Annotated in this window: 27 protein-coding genes, 1 tRNA gene, 3 pseudogenes and 1 riboswitch; of the genes and pseudogenes, 16 read left to right on the top strand and 15 right to left on the bottom strand. The window is 36.6% G+C overall.

Going from position 1 to position 25,708, the window contains the following annotated elements:
• Window positions 1-119: 119 nt before the first annotated feature.
• The 3 genes and pseudogenes from DIS06_RS18140 to DIS06_RS18130 form a co-directional block, all read right to left on the bottom strand.
• Window positions 120-635: a DUF6241 domain-containing protein gene (locus tag DIS06_RS18140; protein WP_110114642.1), complete on the bottom strand. Its 516-nt coding sequence runs from the start codon at window positions 633-635 to the stop codon at window positions 120-122.
• A 301-nt stretch (window positions 636-936) separates the two neighbouring features.
• Window positions 937-1,007, bottom strand: a tRNA-Ala gene (locus tag DIS06_RS18135).
• Window positions 1,008-1,128: 121 nt separating this feature from the next.
• Window positions 1,129-1,269: pseudogene (locus DIS06_RS18130) on the bottom strand (ATP-binding protein); the annotation flags it as partial.
• Window positions 1,270-1,289: 20 nt separating this feature from the next.
• Between DIS06_RS18130 and DIS06_RS18125 the strand changes: the two are divergent.
• A pseudogene (locus tag DIS06_RS18125) lies at window positions 1,290-1,698 on the top strand (MFS transporter).
• Window positions 1,699-2,097: 399 nt separating this feature from the next.
• Here the strand turns inward: DIS06_RS18125 and DIS06_RS18120 are convergent.
• The 3 genes from DIS06_RS18120 to DIS06_RS18110 all read right to left on the bottom strand — a co-directional run bounded on the left by DIS06_RS18120 (window position 2,098) and on the right by DIS06_RS18110 (window position 4,031).
• Window positions 2,098-2,310 (bottom strand): hypothetical protein, encoded by a 213-nt coding sequence (locus tag DIS06_RS18120; protein ID WP_110114641.1) that lies wholly within the window; start codon window positions 2,308-2,310, stop codon window positions 2,098-2,100.
• Between the two features lie 187 nt (window positions 2,311-2,497).
• The gene (locus tag DIS06_RS18115; RefSeq protein ID WP_110114640.1) at window positions 2,498-2,785 is read right to left on the bottom strand and encodes a hypothetical protein; all 288 of its coding nucleotides are present in this window, start codon (window positions 2,783-2,785) and stop codon (window positions 2,498-2,500) included.
• 241 nt (window positions 2,786-3,026) lie between these two features.
• Window positions 3,027-4,031 carry a DUF3231 family protein gene (locus tag DIS06_RS18110; RefSeq protein WP_110114639.1) on the bottom strand — a complete coding sequence of 335 codons (1,005 nt, stop codon included), beginning with the start codon at window positions 4,029-4,031 and terminating at the stop codon, window positions 3,027-3,029.
• A 233-nt stretch (window positions 4,032-4,264) separates the two neighbouring features.
• On the opposite strand from DIS06_RS18110, the gene DIS06_RS18105 reads away from it, so the two are divergent.
• Window positions 4,265-4,660: a DUF2750 domain-containing protein gene (locus tag DIS06_RS18105; RefSeq protein WP_110114638.1), complete on the top strand. Its 396-nt coding sequence runs from the start codon at window positions 4,265-4,267 to the stop codon at window positions 4,658-4,660.
• 37 nt (window positions 4,661-4,697) lie between these two features.
• Here the strand turns inward: DIS06_RS18105 and DIS06_RS20825 are convergent, their stop codons facing one another.
• Window positions 4,698-4,826, bottom strand: coding sequence for a hypothetical protein (locus DIS06_RS20825; protein WP_275425446.1), 129 nt, complete (start codon window positions 4,824-4,826; stop codon window positions 4,698-4,700).
• 165 nt (window positions 4,827-4,991) lie between these two features.
• On the bottom strand, window positions 4,992-5,192 hold the full coding sequence (locus DIS06_RS18100; RefSeq protein WP_110114637.1) for a cold-shock protein: 201 nt from the start codon (window positions 5,190-5,192) through the stop codon (window positions 4,992-4,994).
• A 396-nt stretch (window positions 5,193-5,588) separates the two neighbouring features.
• On the opposite strand from DIS06_RS18100, the gene bioF reads away from it, so the two are divergent.
• From bioF to DIS06_RS18065, 8 genes and pseudogenes are all read left to right on the top strand, one after another.
• Window positions 5,589-6,755 (top strand): 8-amino-7-oxononanoate synthase, encoded by a 1,167-nt coding sequence (bioF, locus tag DIS06_RS18095; protein ID WP_239422142.1) that lies wholly within the window; start codon window positions 5,589-5,591, stop codon window positions 6,753-6,755.
• Between the two features lie 120 nt (window positions 6,756-6,875).
• Window positions 6,876-7,994, top strand: coding sequence for a histidine kinase N-terminal domain-containing protein (locus DIS06_RS18090; RefSeq protein ID WP_110114635.1), 1,119 nt, complete (start codon window positions 6,876-6,878; stop codon window positions 7,992-7,994).
• A gap of 342 nt (window positions 7,995-8,336) precedes the next feature.
• Window positions 8,337-8,813, top strand: a pseudogene (locus DIS06_RS21015) (protoglobin domain-containing protein); the annotation flags it as partial.
• Window positions 8,814-8,999: 186 nt separating this feature from the next.
• On the top strand, window positions 9,000-9,575 hold the full coding sequence (locus DIS06_RS21010) for a methyl-accepting chemotaxis protein (protein ID WP_481746885.1): 576 nt from the start codon (window positions 9,000-9,002) through the stop codon (window positions 9,573-9,575).
• 515 nt (window positions 9,576-10,090) lie between these two features.
• Window positions 10,091-10,768, top strand: a complete 678-nt coding sequence (locus tag DIS06_RS18080) for a cobalamin B12-binding domain-containing protein (protein WP_110114633.1) — start codon at window positions 10,091-10,093, stop codon at window positions 10,766-10,768.
• Window positions 10,746-11,849 (top strand): ATP-binding protein, encoded by a 1,104-nt coding sequence (locus DIS06_RS18075; RefSeq protein ID WP_162596020.1) that lies wholly within the window; start codon window positions 10,746-10,748, stop codon window positions 11,847-11,849. Before DIS06_RS18080 ends, DIS06_RS18075 begins: the two co-directional genes overlap by 23 nt.
• A 27-nt stretch (window positions 11,850-11,876) precedes the next feature.
• The gene (locus DIS06_RS18070; RefSeq protein ID WP_110114631.1) at window positions 11,877-12,182 is read left to right on the top strand and encodes an antibiotic biosynthesis monooxygenase family protein; all 306 of its coding nucleotides are present in this window, start codon (window positions 11,877-11,879) and stop codon (window positions 12,180-12,182) included.
• Window positions 12,179-12,544 (top strand): hypothetical protein, encoded by a 366-nt coding sequence (locus tag DIS06_RS18065; protein WP_110114630.1) that lies wholly within the window; start codon window positions 12,179-12,181, stop codon window positions 12,542-12,544. Before DIS06_RS18070 ends, DIS06_RS18065 begins: the two co-directional genes overlap by 4 nt.
• 49 nt (window positions 12,545-12,593) lie before the next feature.
• Here the strand turns inward: DIS06_RS18065 and DIS06_RS18060 are convergent, their stop codons facing one another.
• Both DIS06_RS18060 and DIS06_RS18055 read right to left on the bottom strand, forming a co-directional pair.
• Entirely contained in the window at window positions 12,594-13,109 is a 516-nt protein-coding gene (locus tag DIS06_RS18060; protein ID WP_110114648.1) for a GNAT family protein, read from the bottom strand.
• 335 nt (window positions 13,110-13,444) lie between these two features.
• Window positions 13,445-13,777, bottom strand: coding sequence for a hypothetical protein (locus DIS06_RS18055; RefSeq protein ID WP_110114629.1), 333 nt, complete (start codon window positions 13,775-13,777; stop codon window positions 13,445-13,447).
• A gap of 310 nt (window positions 13,778-14,087) precedes the next feature.
• On the opposite strand from DIS06_RS18055, the gene DIS06_RS18050 reads away from it, so the two are divergent.
• From DIS06_RS18050 to mgtE, 3 genes are all read left to right on the top strand, one after another.
• The gene (locus tag DIS06_RS18050; RefSeq protein WP_239422140.1) at window positions 14,088-15,635 is read left to right on the top strand and encodes an alpha/beta hydrolase; all 1,548 of its coding nucleotides are present in this window, start codon (window positions 14,088-14,090) and stop codon (window positions 15,633-15,635) included.
• Between the two features lie 234 nt (window positions 15,636-15,869).
• Complete coding sequence (locus tag DIS06_RS18045; protein ID WP_239422138.1) at window positions 15,870-16,772, top strand: SDR family oxidoreductase; 903 nt, start codon at window positions 15,870-15,872, stop codon at window positions 16,770-16,772.
• A gap of 87 nt (window positions 16,773-16,859) precedes the next feature.
• A riboswitch (M-box (ykoK) riboswitch) is annotated at window positions 16,860-17,024 on the top strand.
• Window positions 17,025-17,220: 196 nt separating this feature from the next.
• Window positions 17,221-18,579, top strand: coding sequence for a magnesium transporter (gene mgtE / locus DIS06_RS18040; protein ID WP_110114627.1), 1,359 nt, complete (start codon window positions 17,221-17,223; stop codon window positions 18,577-18,579).
• Between the two features lie 86 nt (window positions 18,580-18,665).
• Here mgtE and DIS06_RS18035 read toward each other — a convergent pair whose 3' ends face one another.
• Complete coding sequence (locus DIS06_RS18035; RefSeq protein ID WP_162596019.1) at window positions 18,666-19,919, bottom strand: CapA family protein; 1,254 nt, start codon at window positions 19,917-19,919, stop codon at window positions 18,666-18,668.
• Between the two features lie 153 nt (window positions 19,920-20,072).
• Window positions 20,073-21,236, bottom strand: a complete 1,164-nt coding sequence (gene ftsW, locus DIS06_RS18030) for a putative lipid II flippase FtsW (protein ID WP_110114625.1) — start codon at window positions 21,234-21,236, stop codon at window positions 20,073-20,075.
• A gap of 267 nt (window positions 21,237-21,503) precedes the next feature.
• Between ftsW and DIS06_RS18025 the strand changes: the two genes are divergently transcribed.
• From DIS06_RS18025 to DIS06_RS18015, 3 genes are all read left to right on the top strand, one after another.
• Window positions 21,504-22,586: an AI-2E family transporter gene (locus tag DIS06_RS18025; protein ID WP_110114624.1), complete on the top strand. Its 1,083-nt coding sequence runs from the start codon at window positions 21,504-21,506 to the stop codon at window positions 22,584-22,586.
• Between the two features lie 310 nt (window positions 22,587-22,896).
• Complete coding sequence (gene folD / locus DIS06_RS18020) at window positions 22,897-23,760, top strand: bifunctional methylenetetrahydrofolate dehydrogenase/methenyltetrahydrofolate cyclohydrolase FolD (protein WP_110114623.1); 864 nt, start codon at window positions 22,897-22,899, stop codon at window positions 23,758-23,760.
• Window positions 23,761-23,985: 225 nt separating this feature from the next.
• A complete protein-coding gene (locus tag DIS06_RS18015) occupies window positions 23,986-24,588 on the top strand; it encodes a DUF3298 and DUF4163 domain-containing protein (RefSeq protein ID WP_110114622.1) in 603 nt (200 codons plus the stop codon).
• A gap of 2 nt (window positions 24,589-24,590) precedes the next feature.
• Here DIS06_RS18015 and DIS06_RS18010 read toward each other — a convergent pair whose 3' ends face one another.
• The 3 genes from DIS06_RS18010 to DIS06_RS20815 all read right to left on the bottom strand — a co-directional run bounded on the left by DIS06_RS18010 (window position 24,591) and on the right by DIS06_RS20815 (window position 25,472).
• Window positions 24,591-24,860, bottom strand: a complete 270-nt coding sequence (locus tag DIS06_RS18010; RefSeq protein WP_110114646.1) for a diaminopimelate epimerase — start codon at window positions 24,858-24,860, stop codon at window positions 24,591-24,593.
• A 71-nt stretch (window positions 24,861-24,931) separates the two neighbouring features.
• On the bottom strand, window positions 24,932-25,264 hold the full coding sequence (locus DIS06_RS18005; RefSeq protein ID WP_239422136.1) for a DUF3889 domain-containing protein: 333 nt from the start codon (window positions 25,262-25,264) through the stop codon (window positions 24,932-24,934).
• A 76-nt stretch (window positions 25,265-25,340) separates the two neighbouring features.
• Complete coding sequence (locus tag DIS06_RS20815) at window positions 25,341-25,472, bottom strand: hypothetical protein (protein ID WP_275425445.1); 132 nt, start codon at window positions 25,470-25,472, stop codon at window positions 25,341-25,343.
• Between the last annotated feature and the right edge of the window lie 236 nt (window positions 25,473-25,708).

The raw sequence follows: 25,708 nt of genomic DNA, 5'->3' as shown, positions 1-25,708 counted from the left end.
ACCCAGTTTTCAACTTAAAGGTGTTTTTTATTTGTCTCACTTTATGGGGTCAGTCCCCATAAACTCCACATGGGTTTTTCATGTTTCATTCAGTTAAGGTCGGTTAAAAGACACGCTTATCACTCCACTTCAAAATGCTCCCGAATAAACGCTTTTTCCTCGTCCAAACTTAAGATCCCTTTCGCTTTACCGATGTTTCCTTTTTGGATCTTCCAAATGCTGTTGTGGTCTTTATCAATTCTTGAGAAATCATGTGCTTTCCATCTCGTGAGGATTGCTATGTATATATCGCTATCTTTATAGGTTTCTTCATTTTCTTTTACAATATCAAGTAAGCGGTTAATGCGCTCATCGGTTAAGGGGATGAAGCCCCATTTGTCTTTTGCTTTGACTTTTTGATGACTCATCGCATGAATTGTGTTTTGAATTTGTTCTTCCGTCATTTCCATTGGTAATTCATCTTCAACCGGTTGTTTACTTATTTCTTTAATTTCAAGAAGAGTGCCTGTGCCATCTGAATTAGCTGACACTTCTTTTATTGAAACAGTTGGTTTTGTGTAGGCTTTGTAGCCGAAATAACCAGATGCTCCTCCAATGATACATACAGTTATGGCAATCAATAGTATTTTCTTCATCGTGTGACTACCTCTTTCTCTCTGAAGTGGAATATTATGTATTTCGACATTATGGTTCGTTATTCCTTCTTCGTATCGACAAAGAGAAAGGTTGTTTTAGGTCGAAAGAAAGATACAAAGCTTCCTTCGCTATGTTTTCCACAGGAGTCGAGTGTCCTACGCTCCATTCCACTATTGTTTTAAACTTGTTTTTCCAATTAACAAAAATATCCGAACTACTAGGAGTATATAACTCAAAATAGTTCGGATATCTTATCTACTGAAACAATTATGTCCTAGCCTCTTTTTCATACTTGAAAGATGGAGCTAGCGAGAATCGAACTCGCATTACTTGACTGCCAGTCAAGCGTAATCCCATTATACCATAGCCCCTTATTTATAAGATGTGTAGCGCTTTCAGCTTATAGGTTTTATTTTAATTCCATTTTTCTCTTTCGTCAATATAAAAAGAGGATGAAACAGCGGTTAATTGAATGGTTGTTAAAATACCAATTTAACTGTTAATTTCAATGTTACCGCCATGACTTTGAACAATGTCTTTCGCAATCGCCATCCCGCGGCCAGAGCCTTTATGTGATTCACCGGTGCTTGTTCCACGATAGTAACGGTCGAAGATTTGATTTAGCTCTTCCTTATTTTTTACGAGCCCAAAGTATGATGCTTTCAGCTAGTAGTGTCGTTTTTCCGTTTTATTTACTTTTGATTCGAAATGTAGGTGATAGCTATTCACAGTTCGGATGGGTGTACGGGCTATTTGCGTTGACGGCTGCTTTTGCACACCCATTAATCGGTCGATGGAGTGATCAATTCGGTGACCGTATATTATTACTTCATATGCATGGGAGTTTTGGGAGCGTTGCAAAAAAAAACTGAAAAAACCGTTTTATCACGTGGAGTGGACGTTAAACATGTTGGTAAAACAGTAGGAAGCTATCATTTCTATATATCGGTTTGGACGTCAGTTGCCATTATCTTAGCCGGTTATCTAGTCGATTTTTTGACAATCGGTAGTCTTTTTTATATTGCATCCATTTTGTACGGGATTGCTGGATTGATGATATGAGAAAATTATACTATTTATCATTCTAACTTTATCGAAAAAAAAATGAAACTTTTTACCACCACTCTTCGTATATCATAGTAAGAGGTGATTATCATAGCCATTATATTTATTTGTTTATTTATTTTTCTCGCTTTTTTTGCCATCACACGAGGAATATATACTCGTTCCATTCAAGATACATCGACTGATCTATCTAAAGAGATCCTTATAAAAAAAGAGATCCAAAAGTAAAATGAGAACAAAGTTGCAAAAAGGCATCCATTTATGGTAATGGGTTCCGTTTTGAGATGCAAGCATAGGAAAAATCGTACCAATTCACATGTGATTTCTTCTATGGAATTACAGTAATAATCACATACAAAAAAGCATTGGAAGTGAAGTGACAGATTTCAATGCTTTTTATTTAATGTATTCGAATATTGCCCAAGGAAGCCATAAAACAGGTTCAGTGCCTAAGTTATCATCATTACTATAATCACAATAGCGAGAAGCATCTTCAAGAGAAGGTATAAATCCATTTTGGTTAAAATGTTCATTGAAATCTTTTTCTAAGCCATTACATAAATATGAGTGAAATGTTCCGTACTCAAACCCAAGGACTTCGTAGCCCATCATTTTTGAACCCTTTTCTTCGATGGGGATTCTGCGTAATAACAATGTTTCAATGCTGTATTGGTTTTCTTCTAGTTTGTTTTGAGACTCTTCATACTCTATAAATTCTTCGACATACGCTTCAGGTAATCCAATCCCAATAATTTTAGTATCTGATAAATGGCAAAGAAATTTAGTTTGGAATTCCTTAGCTTATTCTATCGTTAAATACCTGTGGAAATCCCAAAATCCCTTCTTTAAGTTTATCTTCTCCCCATTTTTCTATTTCATTATAGGTGACCTGAGAAATATTTAATTGTTGAGCGTATTTAATTTTTGCTTCATTTGACTTACCCCATAATAAAGTTGTTTCAGAGTGAAAGTCACAAATACACTCACTAACTGATAATATGACATCTGGAATTATTTCTTTATCCGTAAAATCAGGTCTTACAACAGGAGTAATGATGTAATACCCTCCTAAAATGAAATCCATTGTTACCTCCCCCATTTCACAACTATTTTCACACAAATAATCTCACTGAACAACAAGTATCGTCACTCTCAAGAAAAGCGATGTGTATTTTCAAGAGAAATGATGATAAAAGCAGGAACAATATTGATATATCAACAAAAATAAAAGAGTGAATTCTTATGCGAATTCACTCTGAAAACTTAATATGATTTACCTTTTTGTACCCTGTATCGGAACTCGTTACCATCATGGTCTGCCTTTTTTATACACCTGCAATTTTTTTGCGGTCATCTGCTTGTGGAGGAGCTTCCATCCAGCCTTTTTCAATCATCATATCAGCTCCATCTTTGGCATACGAACCGATTTCAAGCTGAAGTCTTGCGTAGGTGGTGGCAATATCCGCTCTTGGACTTGCGGCTGTTGCTAAGCCGTAATTACCGGTACCTGCTGCGTTTAAGGCAGTTGTATGAAACAGCATTAATTTATCTGAAAAAGGAGCGACTTTTGAGTTCATTACATCAGAATCCCATGTCATTGGAGCAGGTAAATGTGAATCTAATAACAATTTGCTAAATACATCAATATGTTTTCTCGAAATGTCAGTTCCACGGTAAAAGTATTCGCGCATTCGTTTTGATTTTGCTACTTGGGCAAAACCTGTTAATAAAGCACGACCTAACGCATTGTTTTCCGCATTTAAAAAAAGGTGTGTAATTTCAATTCCTGTTAAAGTGCGCTTTGATTTTAACAATCCTCCGTAAAAGCTTTTATTATGAACGAATGTCACTTTTTTTGGATACGACATGTAAGGAGGTCGGATATAGACACCTTTTTGGAGTAACACTTCTCTTGTTTTATTCATTAATTCCATCGACGAAGATACACATTGATTGAGGTAAGACACGATATCTGTTCGAGCCATTAAACTCAAACTTGCACTATATGTTGTTAACCCCATTGTGCTCATGCCTCTTAAATATTGTAAATAAAACATATCTGAATACAATCGAGGCGCTTTTACATTTATATCGTCATCTGTAAATCCTTTTGGTAAAGGGAAGTTTTCAGATTTGAAAATGGTCGTAATGGCATGAAGGTGTTCATTTGATAGTTCGAGTGCATATTCAATAATTGGCTTCACGTCTTCGTCTTCAACGTGTTGAAGAAAGTAAGTGAGCACACATTTACCGAGTGAATCGTTTATGTAATTGCTCCAAAGTGCTGTCATTTCGGCTGAGGTAAGTCGAATAGATTCATGAGCTGTCATTGTTTTTCCTCCAATGTTCAGAGAGAGTATGTTTTAGTTTGTGATGTTCTTTTTGTTTCATACAGGCATCCAGTTGTTTTCTTTCCTTATAAATAGGGAATGAAGTGTAAAATAAGGGGGGATGTCGTACATTTTTTAGAAAAAGGACAATAAAGGTACACATTTTTTCATAAGATAGATATAATAAACTAACAATTTAAAAAAATCATCTTCATAGCGAAGGAGGGTACAAGATGTTGGAACAAAATGAATTTCAGCAATTTGTAATGGCTCCTGCGAATGCTCGTTATGATTATTTCATTCAGCGGGTGACGAAGTCTCAAGAAGTATGGCTCGTACTAGATGGTAACAATCAAATTATGATGGCTGGAGATGAAGAAAATAAAAAGGTGATACCTGTATGGCCCTTTAAGGAGTCTGCACAAAGCTGCTTAGAAGAAGATATGAATGATTGTAAAGTCATTTCAATTTCACTCACGCAGTTCATGGACGATATCTTATTAAAAATGAAAAAAGAAGGGGTATTATCATCTGTTTTCTGGAATGGGTTAGACACTGCCATCATTGATGTAGATCAACTATTGTTTGATTTAGAATGGGAATTATCAAAGAATCGATTTATTCATTAAATACAAAAGAGCCTCGGATTCATTCCGAGGCTTTTCATTATGCGGATGTTTTGACGTTTGATACAGGACCTTTTGTTGTTTTAGGTTGCCAGTTCTTTAGTTTGTTCTTTAGGTAGTCTTTTAGTGAATCGCGTCGTTTCTTTCGATTTTTATCTCGATTTTTCACGATAAGTCACCACCCTTCTAGTCATAGAAGTTGTTGTCCGTCCTTAAATGGTGTCGGTACCCTTCATTATTGGTAGTATACGTCAAAAAACACATTATTAGTTGCTATTTTAACTATATAATAAAAAAAGACTCTACGAGAGAGTCTTTTTCACTACTTGTTGAATTATGCTTTTACAACGTTAGCAGCTTGAGGTCCGCGTTGACCTTGTTCGATGTCAAATGATACTTTTTGACCTTCTTCTAAAGATTTGAATCCTTCACCTTGGATTGCGCTGAAATGTACGAATACATCTTCTCCGCCTTCAACTTCGATGAAACCGAAACCTTTGTCTGCATTAAACCATTTTACTGTACCTTGTGCCATGTTACATGTCCTCCTGTTGTGGAATTATTCCACATTGTATTACTACCCTTGCCCAAACATACTATTTCAAGATAAAAATTTCTAATTAAAGATATTTCTTGTCTATCCATGTTACACCGAACAAAAATAATTAACTTGAGTATAGCATATGAAATATAAAATAGCAAATCGCTAAAATGAACTGGACCTTGTATAGAGTAGGTTATCCATATTTTGCCTGATTTTTTGTTCTTTATTCCAAAAAATGATAAAAAGTAGAGACAAAAAAGAGCTGAAAGGTAAGACAATGCTAGTATGGCTCTTTTATGAATGAGTATTCTTTTTTCAGAATGTTAGGTATAATCATATGTAACGAAACAAAGGGGAGATTAAAGAGATTAAATGGATACTAGGTGGATGGATGAAAAATTGACAGAAATAAAGGAAAAAGATTTATATCGAACGTTACGAACGATGGAATCATCACCAAAGGCATTGACCATGATGAACGGAACGGAAACGCTTGTTTGTGCATCAAATAATTACCTCGGACTTGCATCGGACAATCGGCTCATTGACGCGGCCACAGATGGAATGCGTACATATGGAGTAGGAAGTAGTGGTTCAAGACTTATTACAGGAAATACGTCGATTCATGAACAGCTTGAACATCGACTAGCTACGTTTAAACGAGCAGAAGCAGCGATTGTTTATTCCAGTGGTTACTTAGCCAATATTGGTGTACTATCAAGTCTTGCTCAACAAGGAGATCTCATTTTAAGTGATGAACTAAATCATGCAAGCATTATTGATGGTTGTCGCTTAAGTCGAGCAGAAAAAAGTATTTATGCTCACGTTGATTTGTCAGACCTTGAAAAACGTCTTCAGCAAGCTCGTCACTACCAGCGCCGCTTTATTGTCACGGATGCGGTGTTTAGTATGGATGGCAATATCGCACCACTGGTCGAATTAAAACGACTAGCTGACCATTACGATGCAGCTCTCATTGTCGATGATGCGCATGGAACAGGAGTATTAGGGCCAAATGGTAGTGGAACATGTGATTACCTCGGAATGACCCCTCATGTATATATTGGGACTCTTAGTAAAGGAGTAGGGACAGAAGGAGGATATGTGGTAGGTTCGCAATCACTGATTGATTTGTTACGAAACACATCAAGGTCGTTTATCTTTCAAACGGCACTGTCACCAGCTGTTGTTGCTGCCACATTAAAAAGCATTGACATCATTGAAAGTGAAGAAGGTCAAATGCGTCGTGAACATTTGCTGCAATTATCAGCTCAACTGCGCACACGATTAAAAGGAGCTGGATTTCATGTAATGGGAGACATCACGCCAATTGTTCCTGTTCTGATAGGTGATGCTGATTGCGCTCTTTCTTTTTCAAAACGCTTACAAGATGAGGGTATCTTTGCTCCTGCTATTCGCCCTCCGACCGTTCCGGAAGGTAAAAGTCGCATTCGTATTTGTTTAACAGCGCAACATACAGTGGAACATGTTGAGAAACTCGTAATGAGCATGGTGAAAGTTGGGAAAGAATTAGCGCAACAATCCGTTATTTAAAACGTGTAAGCAAAAGAATCAACGTTCACGACCGTGCGTTTATTTGAGTAAGCTCTTTTCCTTTCTTATTAAATAGAATATGATAGAGAGTAAAGATAACCTGTGAAGGTGGTGAATAGGTTGATATCATCCTCAGAAAAGTTAACACAATTTCTAGATTGGAACACGTCTCACTTTCTACGTTTTTGGAGAGAGAATATTTATCTATCAAAAAATGATTTATTTGCGGATGAAGTGATGAATAATGGAGTGGCGATGTATGAATTAGTTCGCAAGCATATTCACAGCCCATTAACGGAAGTTGAAATAATGAATCTTGCATTTAAAGTGGCAAAAGAACGAGTGAAGGCCAATATCAATATTGGAGACTTTGTGTATAATGTCAATTTAGGACGAACGATCATCATCAAGCACATCACTCAATCGGGTCTTTCTATTGAAGAATTACAACCTGTCGTGGATGAGATTAATTCACTATTTGATCGGTTTTCATTTCACGCAGTTACAAGGTATACAGAGTTAAAAGACCAAGAGATTCAAGAGAAAAATCAATTTATTAGTCAAACTCACCAAGATCGCCTTTCTCTTTTAGGGCAAATGTCCTCAAGTTTTGTACATGAATTTCGCAATCCATTAACAGCGGTCATGGGGTTTATTAAGTTGTTAAAAGATGAAAACCCTGATTTACGCTACATTGATATTATTGATTATGAATTAGATCAACTTAAATATCGAATTACGCAGTTTCTTCACACATCAAAGCAACAAATTGTCGATAAAGGAGCAGAAGAAGTATCATTTTCAAAACTTTTTCAAGAGATTCTTGATTTTATTTATCCAACGATGGTCGATGATTATGTTGATGTTGTAACAAACATTGAAGAAGAGTGTAAAACGATTGCTAATAAAGAAGAGTTAAAGCAAGTTTTTATTAATTTACTTTTAAACTCCATTGATGCACTTAGACAAAAAGAAAAGCCAAGAACGATTTCTATAACAGCTAAAGAGCATGAAGACGCCATTGATCTTGAGCTAACAAACAATGGTCCGCAAATTCCTTCCGATAAAATCAATGTTATTTTTGAACCATTCTACACGACGAAAGAGTTAGGGACAGGCATTGGTCTTTATGTATGTAAGCAAATCATTGAAAAGCATGGTGGCACGATTACATGCTCATCAGATAAAAAGCGAACAACCTTTCACATTCGATTGCCTAAGCCGGCTGAAGTCAAATAAAATACGAAGTCTATACTCTATCCACCGGTATAACTGGGTTCCGGGGCAAGGGTTGTTACGAACTGAGTCAAACAGGGGTGTTTTTTGTCTCTTTTGTCTCGGTCTTTTTGTATGTAAAATTTTAAATAATATGACAAAAGTCACAGAATTGTCTCGTTTCATATCTTAAACTATAGTTAACAGAACATTCATACTTGTCTCAGTGGGTGAAAAGTATTATAGTGAGATCGAATTAATCTGAATCGTTCACTAGAAATGGTTACATAGATAGGAGGAAACGAAGTGGCTTTACTTTGGCGAACAAAAGTAGAACAAACGTCGTGGGTTGATGAAGCACAGAGGATGAATGTGTGGATTCAAGTTAGTGAGGGCGACGTCATAGACAAAATTCAAATGGTTCACTTAACAGAGAAAGATTTACAATTAATTAAATACCTGCAACCTTTTATAAAGGAACACCTTTCTGTATTAGTCGATTCATTTTATCAAACGGTTCTTCAAATTCCACAACTCGAACAGATGATCACGACTTACACGAATGTTGATCATTTAAAACATATGTTAGGTGAACACCTTGTGGACTTATTCAGTGGACAACTAGATCACAACTTTTATGAAAAGAGGCTTCAAGTAGCAAAAGCTCATTATCGAATTGGGTTGAAACCAGCGTGGTATATGGGAGCTTTTCAAAACATTCAGCATTCTTTATTTGACATGGTGTTTCGTTTTATCTCCATTAAAGAAGAAGGTAATGTGTTTATTCAAGCAGTCTCCAAACTGCTTAGTCTTGAGCAGCAAATAGTGTTAGAAGCATACGAAACAGAATATCGTTATCACCAAGAAAGAGAATATGAATCAATTCGTCAAGAAGTAAAAGGACGTATCCTCGATATTAGTACAGAACTGGTTGCTTTATCACAGCAAACGAGGGCATCCGTTGATACACTCATTCATAATAGTCATAAGGTCAGTGAAGTGGTGAGTGAAAGCAATGAGGAGTCATTAATGGCCCAATCATTTATTGAAGAGGGTCAGGAATATATGAATGAGCTCATTGCAAACATTCAAACCATTGACCTTAATACGAAGAATATGAATGAGGCGGTTGAAAAACTTTCAAAAGCATCCTCTCAAATTACCTCTGTTATTAAAATTGTTCAAGATATTGCCGATCAAACCAATTTACTTGCGCTCAACTCGGCGATCGAAGCAGCAAGAGCAGGAGAACATGGACGAGGGTTTGCCGTTGTTTCAGAAGAAGTTCGTAAGTTGGCAGAGCAAACGAAGAAATCAGTAGGGGAGATTCAAGAGCTCGTTAACAACTCAAATCAGTATACAGAGTATGTTCTTAAAGCATTAAATAGTGTGAATGATACCGTTGTAATGGGTGACCATACGTCTAAGCGAACAAGCGAAGCGTTCTCCAATATATCCGTTTCGATTCATACGAGTGCAGAAAAAGGGCTTAAAGTAAAAGAGCAAATGAATCACTTAGTAGAGACCATTAAAGAAATTGGTGAATCTACTTCAGGTGTAGCCAAGTCAGCGGAACACCTTAATGAAACGGCCAATATGAGTTAAGAGTTGAACGTTCCCACAAGCGTTTAGGAGATTCAATTAACTGTTTGTTGAATACAATTTTGTAAATAGCTTATCATTACTTGCTTACGATACATATGGCGCCTCCACTCATTTTAAAAAAACCTTTATTTATCACATCCAGTCATACATGGATAGATGAATAAAGGTTTTTTTATGATGTTTTTAAGGTGTTTTATATGTAGGTTCTTTTCTAGAAGGTTGTAAATTTTACATTCAGCTTTCAAACGTTTTTTATGTTCATTCTCATTAGAACAGACATGAACGACACTTACTACTTGTGATATAGCTATAAATCTTTACGAACCCCCTCTGTATTTAATAGCAAAGTGACGATGATCATCACTAGACTTCCAGATTAAATCTATGTAAAAGTAACCTCAACCCTTTAAAGTTATACCAAAAACAGATAGAATAAGAGTTATTACGTATTAATTCAAAGGTAGACCTTGAAAACAACAGGAATGGTTTCCTGACAAATTAGTTGGTGATCACAAATGAGAGTAACTGTAGAACAGTTAGCGGAATTATTTCTTAAAGGAAAAGTCGAAGAATCGTTAAGTGCAATGGAAGAATGGGTGAAAGAAGATATCCCTAGTATTGAAGTGTATGAAGATCTTTTAACTGAAACCATGTATTACATTGGAGAACTGTGGGAAGAAAACAAAATTACCGTAGCCGATGAGCATATTGCTTCGAATGTTTGTAAATACGTAGCTGCTAACTACGCTTCTATACAAAAAAAGAGTAAAAATAATCAAAAATGGGTAGGAACAAAGAAGAAAGCCATGTTTTTCTGTGTTGATGAAGAATCACATGATTTAGGTATACAGATGGTGTCAAACGTATTTAAAGAAAATAATTGGAACGTAAGGTTACTAGGAGCAAGCCTACCGTTGCAAGATGCGGTATCATTTGCAGATAAATGGCAACCAGATGTGATCGGAATGTCAATTAGTATTGCCTATCATCTACCATCAATCATCAACTACACTAGTGAGCTTCAACAGCTCGACTGCAAACCTACGATTTTCGTTGGAGGTAGGTTAGCAAGAATTTATAATTTAAAAGAGTATTGCGCAGACAATACACTTATTTTTCAGAACTTAAAAGACGTTCATAATTGGATTAATCATGTAAGGGATGATGAGCATGGAGATGCAAGCAATTTTTAATCGGTATGAAACGATTCCGTTTTCTTACTTTTTACTTGATAAAAACTTAGATGTTGTGTCAGTATCAAAGCATACATTAAAGCACTTTCATCGTGCCGAACATTTTTTAGACTTAGTTGATATGGGAAGTCAACGGAAAGCGCGACGATTTCTATTAGAAACGCCATCTCTTTATAAAATTGAACTTAATTTGTATACGAAAACAAATCCATTTTCTTTGTTCGATGTGTACGCACAGTACGAACAAGATTATATTCATTTGTTTTGTATTAATAAAGATGATGACCTTCGGGAAATTCAAAAAGTGATGAGAGCGCTAGAGTTAGATTTAATGAATAGCAATATGTTGTTAGTAGAGAAAAAGGCAGAATTAGAAAAGGCATTGCAAGAAATAAGAGAAGCAGCTATTAAAAATGATAATTTAGCAACCGTTGGTAAGTTAGCAGCCAGTATTGCTCACGAAATCCGTAATCCACTCACAACGGTAAAAGGATTCATTCAGTTGTTAAAACCACATTTAGTTGCAATGGGAAAAGAAGAATATGCCAATATCGCAATTGACGAAATTGATCGAGCAAACGATATTATCTATGAGTTCTTAAATGCATCAAAGCCATCTCCTCCTATGAAGCAAACCATTTCCCTCTCAAAGTTACTGAATGATATTGTGTTACTGTATGAAGGCGAAGCCATTATGAACAATTGCCTTCTGTCATATGAGTCCACTAAGCACGATGTTCTAATTAGCGTTGATGTGAAACAAATAAAGCAAGTATTACTAAATGTCATAAAAAATGCCATAGACGCTATTTTAGAAAGTCATAATAAACAACATGGACAAGTAATGCTTTACACGATTCAACATGATCGTCATGTGACGATTTACATCCAAGACAATGGTAAAGGGATGAGTGAAGAAGTCATTCAAAAGTTATTTATGCCGTTTTTTACAACGAAAGCAAAAGGGACAGGAATTGGGCTTTCTGTTTGTGCAAAGATTATTGAAGCACATGAAGGAGAAATTGAAGTAGAAAGTGTCGATGGAAAAGGTTCCACGTTTAAAATTACGCTACCTTTATAAGTAGCAAACATAGAAAGGGAGTACAACATGTATATTGTACACTCAACCTTTTCAGTTCCTGCTGAAAAAGCAAATGAAGTCATTTCAATTTATCATAATCGATCTGGCTTAGTTGATACAGCAAAAGGATTTATTCGCTTTTTACTATTGCAAAATGAAAAGAAACCAGGAGAGTTAACTGTACATATGGAGTGGGAAACAAAAGAAGAATTTCTCGCATGGATACAGAGTGGAGAGTATAAGCGTATTCACGAGTTAGAAAAGAAATACCCTGACCAAGAGCTCGCAGCTATTATTCCTTCCATCCAAAAGTTTAAGGTTGTAGCAGAATGACAGAAGGAACATACACATATTTAGTCAATGAAGTAGTCGAGGGTATTTATAAAGCTTATCCAGAGTTACTAACACGATACGGAGAACGGGGAAAGAAAAAGTGTTTTGAAGATAATCTCCATCACATGAAACATTTAGATACGACATATGCTCTAGGAGGAAGTAGTCAATTTTTTACTGATTATGCACGTTGGTTAAACGGTATATTGGTCCGTCATGGAATGAAAACGGATCATCTTATTGATAACTTTGAGCGAATCAAGAACGTTTTGCCGAAATATATTTCGGAACCCAAAAAAGAAGCGTTTATCCAGTATCTTGATGAAGGTATTGCAGTTTTAAAAATGCAACAATCAATATAAAACAAGGCCCTATGTAGAATGTTTCCTTTCTACATAGGGCCTTTATATGTTACATCGTTGGGTACCACTTAATTTCGCCACATTTCTCTTCGGTGTCAACCTCAACCTCAAAGTCATGTTTTTCATAAAAATGAATAAGTCGATGTAGGTGATCCCAATCGCGCTCTGCAAGATCTCCTTTGATGCAAGGTACGTTATGCTTGAGTGCCACTTCTTTTAAATAGTCCATGCAAATGGAACCGTATCCCTTGTTAGCAGGCCCTTTAATATCACCAATATGAATAGAATTATCTTCTTCATACGTTGCGTGAATTGAAAAATCCCATTGACCTCTAAAGGATGAATCACAATCCGTTAACATAATTTTGCACATATCTTGTGTTTCATCTGCATACACAATCACCCAGCGATCTTCTTTTGACTGTTCAATGCCAATAACATCCCATCGCTTAGCAATTTCTTTTAAATTATCTTGCATGCGAAACATTTGAAACTCTAAATCTTCTAAGTCTTCTTGTAGCTCTTCACGTTTTTTTGGTTTCTCTTCTGTTCTTACTTGGCTCATGAACATCGAATACGCCTTCCTTTCGTTTTTGGCTGTTCTATTCCGAAACTAGGGGCAGGGTATGCTTATTAATTGATAAAGTTTTCACTTTTTCACTTTTTCACTTTTTTACTAGAATAGTAGGAGACAAAATAAAAAGGAAAGATACTTGCTAGCGTCATTATACGGTAGCAAGCTTTCTTTCCTGTTATTTTACTTATTAAACAAATCCCTGACTTTTTTCACAACGTTTCTAATCGTAACAAAGCCTAAAAAGGATGTCAAATGATGTGCAATGTTCATTTCCTCAATACAACGGTGTGTCATACTTAGTGATTTTTATAAAAAACGCTAACTCACAACGCTAATTTCCGCGCTTTTTCAATATTTCCTCGAACGAGTTTTAAGTCTTGTCCATCCACAATGAGGTTAATAAGAACACCGTTAAACACATCTCGGTTTGCTTTACGGTAATTGGATTGTAGATATTGAACGCGATACCACTTGTCGTCAAATTGAAAATACATATATCGCCCCCATGTATAATCAAGCCAAAACTTTGCCATCTTTCCATTTAAGCGTTTTGGAACATATCCCCACGTCCGTCCTTGATGTGTAAGTGACATTTTTGGGCGAGTTGTATTCATTACTTTATAGTAAAGCTTATTGTTAACATCGTATAACATCATCACTCATCACCTCATAAAAGTTTCTTTGTATTAATATAGTCGGGTGTCTACTACATTAGACTATTAAATGTTGGTTTATTTTTATATGTTAATAGAAATAGGTCTTAATTATGATTGTTTCTTTTCGTAGAATTCTGGTAATATTTTACTTGTATCGTATATAAATCTACGTAAGGGACGGTTATGACACGTTTTTAGGTTAGCTGTTGAAGGAGAATGAAAGGTATCTATATAACACTTCTTCGTCTGAAATGTTCATTCGTTTCATTAGATTTATATTTGGTAACGCTTACGTAAGGTGGGGAGAAAAATGGTAAAGCAGTCTTTTGTAGCATTTGCTACGGCATCAGCACTACTCTTTTCAAGTTCAGCAGTAAGCTTTTTTCAATACGAAACGCATGCAGCTTATTCTTCAGTTATACAGGGGGCGCATAGTGTGAAAGTGACAAATTTTAATGGAGAGAACGGAAATTGGTTAACAACGAAAAATCCAGAACAATATAAAGCGGCAACGGTGTATGGAAATCTTGGATTAGCTCCTTACAATTGGGGAAGTGCACAGGATGAAACAGGTTGGTACCGTATGTACAAGCCTGCAGAAGTGACGGGAGTACAAGTGAATGGCATGTTTGACGATGCTAAGTTTGTCATTCGTGTACCAGATGAGTGGAACGGAAAACTAGTGGTCTCAGGAATTCCAGCAACCCGAAATGAAACGTCAACCGATTTATTATTCAGTGACTTTGTACTCTCAAAAGGCTATGCATTTGCAGCGATTGACAAAGGAACACAAGGGAAAGAAGATCCAAACGATCCGTTGGCTAAAGTGAAAAATGCGCTTGTAGCCAAAGAAGATCACATCAAAGAATGGCATATACGCTTTCGACAAGTGACGAAAGCAGCACATCGCTATTTAGAAGAAAATTATGCTCGTAAGCTCATTTCACCAAAAGATAAACAAAACCCTGCAAGTAAGCTCATTACAAAGCATCATAAAGTACCTACTTACGCCATTGGTATTTCAAATGGTGGCTATGTGGTTCGCTATGCATTAGAAAATGATTCTCCTAAAAAGACAGGAGAACCTGCGTTATTTGATGGTGGAGTGGATTGGGAAGGCGTCTTGTGGCGAGCCAACGAACCGAATCTTATCTCGTCCTTAACACCGGTTGTAAATCATGCAGAGGTTGCTTTGTATGGGAATGGAGAGCAACAGGCGAGCGCATTCAATGAACTATACAAAGCGGGTTTACCGAAAGGATCCGAAAAACTTTGGGGCTATCACGACCAAGTATATTGGTTCGTTTCGCTTAATATTTACCGAGACGAATTTGATCCTACTGCTCCAAAGCGTACATCGTGGCAAAATTACTTGAACTTCACAGAAAATGGATTGCGTGATCGTTCGTACGATTCTATTTTTGAAAACTATGATTACTTTTCGCGACCAAAAAAAGTAAAGAAACGCGTAAAAGAAATTGAAAATACCGGTGACCTTAACGTACCGCTCATTAGTTTTACCGGTTCTTGGGATGCGCTTATTTTTCCGGACGTACATGCAAAGCCGTATGAAAAATTAGTAAAGAAAGCAGGGAAGGAAAACCTTCACCGTATGTATCTAATTGATAAAGGAAATCACGTTGATAGTTTAGTATGGAATGAAGCAACTGACCCAGATAAAGAAGTGCAACCGTTACTACCGTACGCACATCAATCATTTGATTTATTAGTGGATTGGGTTGAAAATAAACAACAGCCACCAAAAAGTCAAACGATTCCAACACCAAAAGAAAACACGAATGTTATTGATCTTAAAACAGGAGAGGAACGTCCTCCTGCTATCATGTTCGACAAATAATAGCAGGAGGACGTTTCATCAAATATCGTCCCAAAGGTCCTCATTTGTTGTAAAAAGAACAGAAATGTCTTTCACAAATTGTTTAAATGCTTCGTCAAAAGTAGGATCGTCTTTTTTAGGCATGTGTTGCTTTATTTCTTCTCGTACTATAGATGTTTTTCTGTTAAAAAGCACACTTTTTACACGTTGTCATACAATGACCTATGACAAATGCCTAGAAGGAGGCTATATGACGTGAAGTATCCAAAATATCCTTATTACAGTTCAAAAGAAGAGTGTAAACAAGTGCCTGTACCATTTCCTCCGCAAGCTCAAAGTGTGCATCCAGGGTTAGAGTATCTTATGAATCCAAGACCAATCTCAGAAAACCCGACTTACAAAGCTGCTAATAAATTAAAGGGAAAAGTTGCGATCATTACAGGTGGAGATAGCGGAATCGGGAGGGCGGTTGCCTATTCGTTTGCTAAAGAAGGTGCAAACCTCGTCATTCCTTATTACAATGAGCATGAAGATGCGAACGAAACAAAAGCACGTATTGAGCAACTAGGTCAGCAGTGTTTATTACTTCCAGGAGATTTGACGGATGAGCGTCACGTTCAATTTGTTATTCAACAAACGATTCAAACATTTGGTCGCTTAGATATCCTTGTGAATAACCATGCTGTTCAATATCGATCAGAAAGCATTTTAGACATTAGCAATGAGCAGTTCGATCGAACGTTTAAAACGAATATCTATGCTTACTTTTACTTAACAAAAGCAGCTCTTCCTTACTTGAAAAAGGGGAGTTCCGTCATTATGACCACTTCTGTTACAGCTTATGAGGGGCATGAACAATTACTCGATTATTCCTCGACCCAAGGAGCGCGTGTTGCCTTTATTCGCTCGCTTTCACTGACACTTGCACATAAAGGGATTCGAGTGAATGGGGTGGCACCAGGTCCGATTTGGACGCCACTGACCGTTTCTACATTTATTCCTGAAGAGGTATCAGTATTTGGAAATACGACCCCAATGAAGCGAGCAGGACAACCATTTGAACTAGCACCTGCTTACGTCTATTTAGCTTCGAATGATTCCAAATACGTAACGGGTCAAGTTCTCCATGTCAATGGAGGAATGATCACAAGTTCATAATTGTGTAAGAATATTTAGACTTGTTTATTTTCTATTTACACAATTGGTCATAACCTGTTAAAGTAATACTATCCTTAACTATATACGAATAACTCTCGTTAGGTGAGGCTCCTGTGTTGGAGATATGCTGCTGCCCAGAAACGTCCAGAGACGCCAATGGGTCAACAAGAACCATCGACTGAAGGTGGTTTTTAACGTAGCTGGAATTGTCCTATGCCACACAGTGCTAAAGCTCAATGAACGTTGTTTTTGTTTTAATGGTCGTCATGCATTTGTATGTTGTACGAGTGAAAATCGTATGCACCCAAAGTTACGACTTTTTAATGAGATAAACCAACGCATCTTCATTGAGAAGATGTGTTTTTTTATGATTTTAAGCACTTGTTCACTCTTGTTCGAATGTAATGGAGTAAGCACCTGCTATTTTTACAGAAAAGGAGGTTAAAATATGGTGCGCGATATGACACAAGATCAGATTTTAATTAATATTATTCGCTATTTAAAAGATGGAAAGAAAAAAGACCTTCACGATTTGCTAGATGAACTTCATCCCTATGATGTAGGCGTCATTTTTGAAAGCTTACCTGAAAAGCATCGTACACGCTTTTTAACCCATCTCACCCACCAACAGCTCGCCAATCTGTTACAAGAGGTGAGTGTAGATACCCAACTTATTATTCTGAAAAAATTAAGCAAAGCAAAAGTCGCAAAAGTCATGGATCTGATGGATAATGATGACTTAGCTAGCTTAATTTCAGGGTTATCAGATGAAGAGAAAAGTGAATTTTTAAGCGCTCTGAATGATGAAGAAGCAGTTATTGTCCAAAATATTATGAATTACCCTGAAGAAACAGCAGGACGCCTGATGACGAATCGTTTCGTATGGATTCCTGTTCATTATACAGTGAGAGATGTGGTTGAAAAACTAAGGTCGTATGCTGAAATTGCTGAGACCATTAACTATTTGTACGTAATCGATGATCATAAACGACTCATTGGCGTTCTTTCTTATCGTGATCTCATTCTTGCTCATAAAGATGAAAAAGTCGAAGATATTATGTTTAATCGTGTCATTTCGGTACATGTTTTAACTGACCAAGAAGATGTAGCACAAGTGATTGAACGATACGATTTCCTAGCTGTACCAGTTGTCGAAGATGACAATGTATTAGCAGGAATTATTACAGTCGATGACGTTATCGATGTTGTTATTCAAGAAGCAAATGAAGATATTGAGAAGCTTTCAGCATCGGGTAAAGACATTGACTTTGATACAAAAGCATTTGTAGCTGCTTATCGCCGTTTGCCTTGGCTGATTTTATTGTTATTCATTGGTATCTTGTCTGGGAGTATTATTAGTCAATTTGAAGAAACGTTAGACAAAGTCGTTGCATTGGCCTTTTTTATGCCAATGATTGCAGGAATGACAGGAAACACAGGTACACAGTCGTTAGCAGTTGTTGTACGTGGACTTATCACGCGTGATCTTGATAAAAAAGCTGTGACAAAGCTTATCTTTCGGGAATTAGGAGTAGGCTTGATTATCGGTGTGACGTGCGGAGTGTTAATTTCTTTGATCGCCTTTTTTTGGCAAGGTAATTTAGAGTTAGGTTTTGTTGTAGGCTTTTCTTTATTTTGTACGCTAATTATTGGTACAGCTGCTGGAACGATCATTCCGCTAATTTTATATCGTTTTAACATCGATCCTGCCGTCGCATCTGGACCGTTAATTACAACGATTAATGATATATTATCATTATTGATTTATTTCGGTGTTGCGACTGCCTTTTTAACCGCCCTCATGTAGTAAATATAACTTAAATTTTGTATTTTTTGTTTATAAACCAAAAAGCGAATGAGAGAGGTAGCTGGCGTCCTTTCTCATTCGCTTTTTTACTCTTCGCTTATCGTGACACTTCCATCGAAATCAATTTTAGCATTGTAGGAAATGTTGTTTAATTTTTGAATGAGTTGACGGTTATACGTATCATCCATCGGTTGTGGACGGTTGTTCACAATTTTAAAAGGTGTTAACTTAGTTGAAATGTCACCATTCTCTAGTACAAGGTCCACAATCATCGTTTCGCGCCCTTTAGAAGAGGAGGAGTCAGTAAAAATGAAGTTTCCAAGACTATAATAGATTGGCGAACCTTTATGGTGCTCGATTCCCATTAACGAGTGACTGTGTCCACCAATAACGGCGCTCACTCCTGCATCAATGAATTTTTTTCCCATCTCTCTTGCGTATGCTTCAGGGTAGTCTTGCAACTCACGATTCCAGTGAATCATGACGATGGTATAATCTGCTTTTTTCACTGCTTCTTTTACATAGGTCATCATCGGTTCATCGTGATAAGCTTGGGCAATGCCAGGCTTATTTCCTTTTGCAAACCAAGAGACATCAGGTAATACACGACTAATACCAAGGATAGCGATGGTTTGTCCATTTACTTCATGATAGTAAGCTTGATAAGCCTCTCGTTCGTTTTCCCCAGCGCCTGTATACCCAATTTGATGTTCTTTTAAGTGTTGCATCGTATCTGTTAAAGCATCCACACCATAATCCAGCGTATGGTTATTTGCGAGTGATACGACATCAATTCCAGCATTGGCCACCCCTTTTAAGGTTTCCGGCTTTGCTCGGAATGTAAATTGTTTTCCAGCTGCTATGCCGCGAGTGGATACAGAGGTTTCCAAATTTAATGCTGCAAGATCCGCTTTTTGGAAGTGTTGAGTAACATACTTGAACGGATAGTCGACACCATGTGCAGCGATATGATCCGCAACGGATTTATCTAACAGAACATCTCCAGCAAAAGAAAGGGTAATTGGTTTATGTAGTTGACTTGAGGTTGTCGCTTTCTTTTCTGGTTTAGGTGTTTCTTTTGGCTTTTCTTTTTCATTTGTTTGTTTTTCTTCATTTGTTTCCTTTATCGGTTCATCTTGCTTAGCTGCTTTACTTTCTTCAACACTTATTTGTTTTTCTTCGTTTGCTGTTGTCGCGACAGTTTGTTTACTGTCATTTACAAAGTAATAAATTGAATACATTAATAGAAGTGATAAAATCGCGACTGATGCTAAGGCTGTACGTTGTATTTGAAGTTCTCTCCGTCTCCGATTTCGCTTTTGTTCATTAAATCGCTCCACCTTTTCAGTCTCCTTATAAAAAAGTAAACTTGCAACTATTAAACTATTAGACATATGATAACATATTCCTGCTTATTTTGACGTAAATTGTAAAAAAACAGCGAAACTTTTCCTAGTCGAAAAGTTTCGCTGTTTCGGTAAATGCGTATTAAATTAAGCGGGCGGTTGCGTGTGATTCACCGTTTGTTTAACGGGTACGTCCAGCTTCTGTCGCCGATGTGTAGATAATTGAACAAGAATACCAGCCATCGCAAGTGTAATTACAAGAGATGATCCACCATAACTAATAAATGGTAACGTAATTCCTGTGATAGGAAGTAAGCCAGACATCGCGCCTAAGTTTAGGAACATTTGAATACAAATTTTAAACGTAATCCCAATTGCTAATAGTTTTGCAAACAGGTCGTCTACTTCACGACTAATTAAAATACCGCGAATGAGTAAGAGAAGATACAGAGCTAACACAACATAAACCCCTATGAGGCCAAACTCTTCGGCAATAACGGCCATAATAAAGTCAGTATGTGCTTCTGGTAAATAACCAAACTTTTGCGAACTTAGCCCAAGACCTTGACCAGTCCAACCACCAGATGAAATCGCAATAAACGAGTTAATTAATTGGTATCCAGCTCCATCTGGGTCTTCATATGGATCTAAAAACGAGGTCACGCGTTTTAATCGATACGGCTCTGAAACAGCAAGTGCTAACACCATGAAAAGAGCAGATCCGATGAGTAATAGAATGTGTCTCCAACGAGCACCAGAACAAAAGACAATGGTTCCGCACGCACCTAAAATTAACGAAGCAGTTCCTAAATCGGGTTGCATCAAGATTAAAAGGAAGACAACGGCTAAGGCAATTAACGGAGGAACGACTCCTTGTTTGAAATGTTGAATGACGCGCTGCTTTTGTGTATAAGCATATGCAAAGTAAATAATCATTGTTAACTTGGCGATTTCAGAAGGTTGAATCACGAAACTTCCAACACCAATCCAACGACGAGAAAAGTTTCGTTCAACCCCAACCCCTGGAATAAGAACAGCAATAAGTAGAACAACTGTCACAAGCATAATAAATTTAATGGATTTTCCATATGCTTTGTAAGAGAAAACAGACGCCACCCAAAAAACAACCGTCCCTAAAGCTAACCAAATTAACTGCCTCTTAAAAAAGGCATGAAATTCACCGGTTGTTTCGTACGATATGTACAAACTAGCGCTATAGACCATTAGTACACCAATCGAACAAAGTGCAAAGATTGTCCCAATTAAAATCCAATCCATTTGTTTAAACTTTCGTATTGCTTTTTCTTTCATGAATCGATAGACTCCTTCAATTCAGCTTCTCATTTATGTATAGATTATTAGTGTACCATAACTTTAAAATAAGAACATGAACAATGGTATGACAATCTTGTTAAAAGATTTTTACCTTTGTTTTTGTGAAAATATGAAACTTATGACGTACTTCTACGTAGAATAGGCAAAATGCATTTCTTTTTAACGAAAAACAAGATAAAATAAGAAAATCAATCGGTCACAAACGATTACCAATTTTTATTAAGGTGAGGTATAAAAAAACGTATGCAACAATCTAAATTTTTTCGTTATGGTGTGGGGCTTTTATTATTTTTATTAATTGCATTTATGTTAACGAAAGTAGAATTTATTTTACAGCCAATCGGTATTATGATTACGACCGTTTTAGCTCCAATTTTAATTGCTGGCGTTTTGTACTACTTACTTAATCCAGTTGTGCGTGTAATTACAAAAGGAAAAGTTCCCAAAACACTTGCTGTTTTAATTGTGTTTTTAGTCTTTATTGCACTTATGTCGAATGTTATTGCCTTTTTATATCCAATTCTTAAAGAACAGCTTATCTCACTTGGAAACTACCTTCCAACGTTAGCGCGTGATCTAATGAGAGGAATTCAAGACTTACAAAATTCACCATGGACGAGTCGATTTGCAGGCGAATTAGCTAATATGGACATTGAACAACGATTGTCAGATACGCTCGGTCAGATTGGTACAACGGTGGCATCGAGTACAGTTAAGTTTATTGATGTCATTAGTAGCACAGTCATTGTACTTGTTACGGTTCCATTTGTTTTGTTTTATATGTTAAAAGAGGGAGATAAACTTCCAAAACGAATTGTCAAATTTGCTCCGAAAAAATACAAACAAGATACACGTGAAGTTTTAAGTAAGATGAATGCTGGTTTAAGTGCATTCATTCAAGGTCAAATTATTGTTAGTTTGTTCGTTGGAATTTGTATTTATATTTGGTATCTTATTATTGGCCTAGACTATGCACTCGTGTTAGCATTGGTGGCACTATTTACAAATCTAATACCGTTTATCGGTCCATTTATTGGAACGATCCCGGGTGTCATTATGGGGTTTATTCAAGATCCATATCTAGCTCTTTATGTCATTATCGGAGTGGTTGTCATTCAGCAAATTGAAAGCAACTTAATTTCTCCACAAGTCATGGGGAAAAAGCTCGATGTGCATCCTGTGACGGTCATTTTGTTACTACTAATCGCAGGTAGTTTAGCAGGATTTGTTGGCTTATTATTAGCGTTACCAACATATACAATCTTAAAAGTTATTGTGAGTCACATCTATTATCGTGTCACTGACGAAGAAGATCGTAAAGCATAAGAGGGTGTCTTAGAAGAGGAGAGGTTGTCCTTTTCTGAGACATCCTCTTGTTTATTAGATGTGCATGAAATGATTTCATTCACTTTCATGGGGGTATCCTCGTTCGTGTTTAGTTATTATCTTTGATATGATAAGAAAAAGAAGTGTATCATTAGTCAACGTTTTTGGTTGAAATGTACGTTATTTGACTTTATTTATGTCGTTAATAAATAAAAATATAAAATAAATTGAACAGAAACGAACTTTTGTGTTAAATTATTTACTATAGTTCGTACATATCCCCGTTTGATATTGAAAGGAGAGCATGCACATGACAGCAACCATTATTAAAGGGAAAGAAGTAGCAGCTGAGTTGCGCGCAGCGTTAACAGAAGAGGTAGCTCAATTAAAAGAGCAAGGAATTACTCCAGGGTTATCTGTTATTTTAGTTGGTAATAATCCTGCTTCACATTCTTACGTAAAAGCAAAAGCAAAAGCATGTGAACAAATTGGTGTTTCATCTGAAGTATTAAAACGAGATGTGTCCATTACACAAGAAGAATTATTAGCTGATATTAAATATTTAAATGAAAGTGAAAATGTTCATGGAATTTTAGTTCAATTACCACTCCCTAAACATATTGATGAAAAAGCCGTTTTAAATGCGATTTCCCCATCTAAAGATGTAGACGGCTTTCATCCTGTAAGCGTTGGTAATATGGTTATTGGTGATGATTGTTATTTACCGTGTACACCACATGGTATTATTGAGTTAATTAAACGCTCTGGTGAAGAAATCTCTGGAAAGCATGCAGTGGTCATTGGACGTAGTAATATTGTTGGAAAGCCAGTATCAATGTTATTGCTTCAAGAGAATGCAACGGTTACCATTGCTCACTCTCGCACAAAGAATTTATCTGCGATGACAAAGCAAGCAGACATTCTCGTATCTGCTGTTGGACAGCCTCGTCTTATTAAAGCGGATGATGTAAAAGAAGGAGCCATTGTCATTGATGTTGGAAACACAATGGAAGAAGGCAAGCTAGTTGGTGACGTTGACTTTGAAGAAGTAAAAGCAAAAGCAGGCTATATTACGCCAGTACCAGGTGGAGTTGGACCGATGACGATTACGATGTTATTAAAAAACACAGTAGATGCAGCGAAAACCATTCATGGTGTCAAACAATCAGTTTAAAGAATGGTATATAACGGACAAGCTCTTATAGGGTAGTCTTTAAACAGATTTTTGCAAGAGAATTCAAGAGGCTTAGGTTACTGAGTGTAGATTGTTTGTTTGGTTAAGAAACTCATTTACGTTCATTTGGACATATAAATAAAGAGTTTACAAGCTCACTTTTACGAACCATAGGCGTTGCAGTTGAATACGCTACTCATAGAGAGTAAAAAGGGAGGACAGAAAATGATTAATTTTCCTGTTCAAGTGTATACGCAACGTCTTGTTAAGCACAAGTTGGATGTATACGTGCCAATCATCCATGGTTTAACGAACGCAACTGCTCAATATCGGATTAATACATCCATTATGCAAGCCGTGAACAAGATGATTCAAAACCAAGGATATGATGAAAATCCAGATACCGAAGTATCGGGGTATTATGAAATCAAAAATAACCAAAGAGGAATTTTGAGCTTAACACTTGTTAATTTTGCATACTCAGGAGGTGCACACGGAATTACTGTTACAAAAAGTTTAACGTTTGACACGCAAACCGGGAAAAAATACAAATTGAAAGAATTGTTTAATGAAGATAGTGACTACGTAAAAGTGTTATCTGATTTTGTGGGAAAGCAAATTAAAGATAGGGACATTCCGCTTATTTCAGAATACAAAGGAATTAGTCCAGAGCAAGATTTTTATATTGCAGACAAATCCCTTGTTTTATTTTTTCAATTGTATGACTTAACGCCTTATGTATACGGATTCCCATTCTTTCCAATCTCGGTTTATGACATTCAGCCGATTGTTAAAGAAGATGGTCCTCTTGGAGAAATGATTAGCTAACTTTATAAAAAATTTTTATGCGGTCGAACGTAACGTTTTAATTCGGCCGCTACTTTTTGCCGTAAAGAGCGTTGTGAAATGGCATTTGCAATGTCTTTGGCAACAGGAAAAATACCAAACTCATTAAATTGTACACGAAGTTCACCTTCATACATCATTTCACTTGTTGTCTCGTGTTTGATTTTTGTGAGAACCGTACATTCTTTCATTTGTTTCTCTGGCAATTCGATTGTATGTAAAATCCGAAACTTACATGTATACAATTCTTCCATCATTGACACGCCTTTCATTTTCATTCACTTTATCATGTCATGGAAAAGGTGATCTATGCAACAAAGACACATTAATTTGTTTGGATTAATTTCATGTTAAGGACGTTCTCTGTTTTTGTGTCAAATTCAATTTTTACCGTCACATTAAACATTTTTTCTCCATTTTTCACTTGTAACTTAAACGTTTCAATAGAGGTTGGTTCATTGATTTCTCGTCCAACGTGAAGGTAATCAACAATCTTTGCATATGGATACTTATTTTTCACTTGCTGCATGGCAATTTTCCCCCACTTTGCATGAGCAGGAAAGGTTGCTGCATTGTATGAAGCAGCTTTTGCTTCTGTGTACAGAATATGAGGCGCAGCAGGTAGTAACATAAGCGTAACCACAACTACTTTCAACATGATCTGAATTCCTCCTTTTCGATAATGTGTTCATTTACATTTACAATTATGTGTATAAATCTATTAACCGTTTTTGTTATTTTTGATAGATGTAGCGATAACCGAGGTAAAGGATGAATACAGCAATCCAGGTAATGAAAAACTCTTCAACTGGCGCACAAAGCGTATATTCTAAGCAAATTTGTTCATTTGATGGTGATATTTCCATTGTCATCTTCCTTTCTATTGTTTGAAAATAAATAGATAATATAGGAATATACTATGGTGAAATGATAGAAATAGAACAAAAGAGAGAGGTTGGTTAGATGGGGTGGCTGCTTATTGTTGTTACTGCGTATTTACCGATTTTTTATCGTATATATAAACGATTAGACTACCTAGAGAGGGAGTTGAAGCAAGAGTAAGGTTCATAAAGGTTGATGCAAATGGATTTTGTACAGTGCC

It is taken from the genome of Bacillus sp. CGMCC 1.16541, from assembly GCF_003184905.1.
In the GTDB taxonomy this organism is placed as follows: domain Bacteria; phylum Bacillota; class Bacilli; order Bacillales; family Bacillaceae_H; genus Priestia.
The sequence above is the reverse complement of the archived record's forward strand: the minus strand, read 5'-3'. Positions and strand labels throughout refer to the sequence as shown.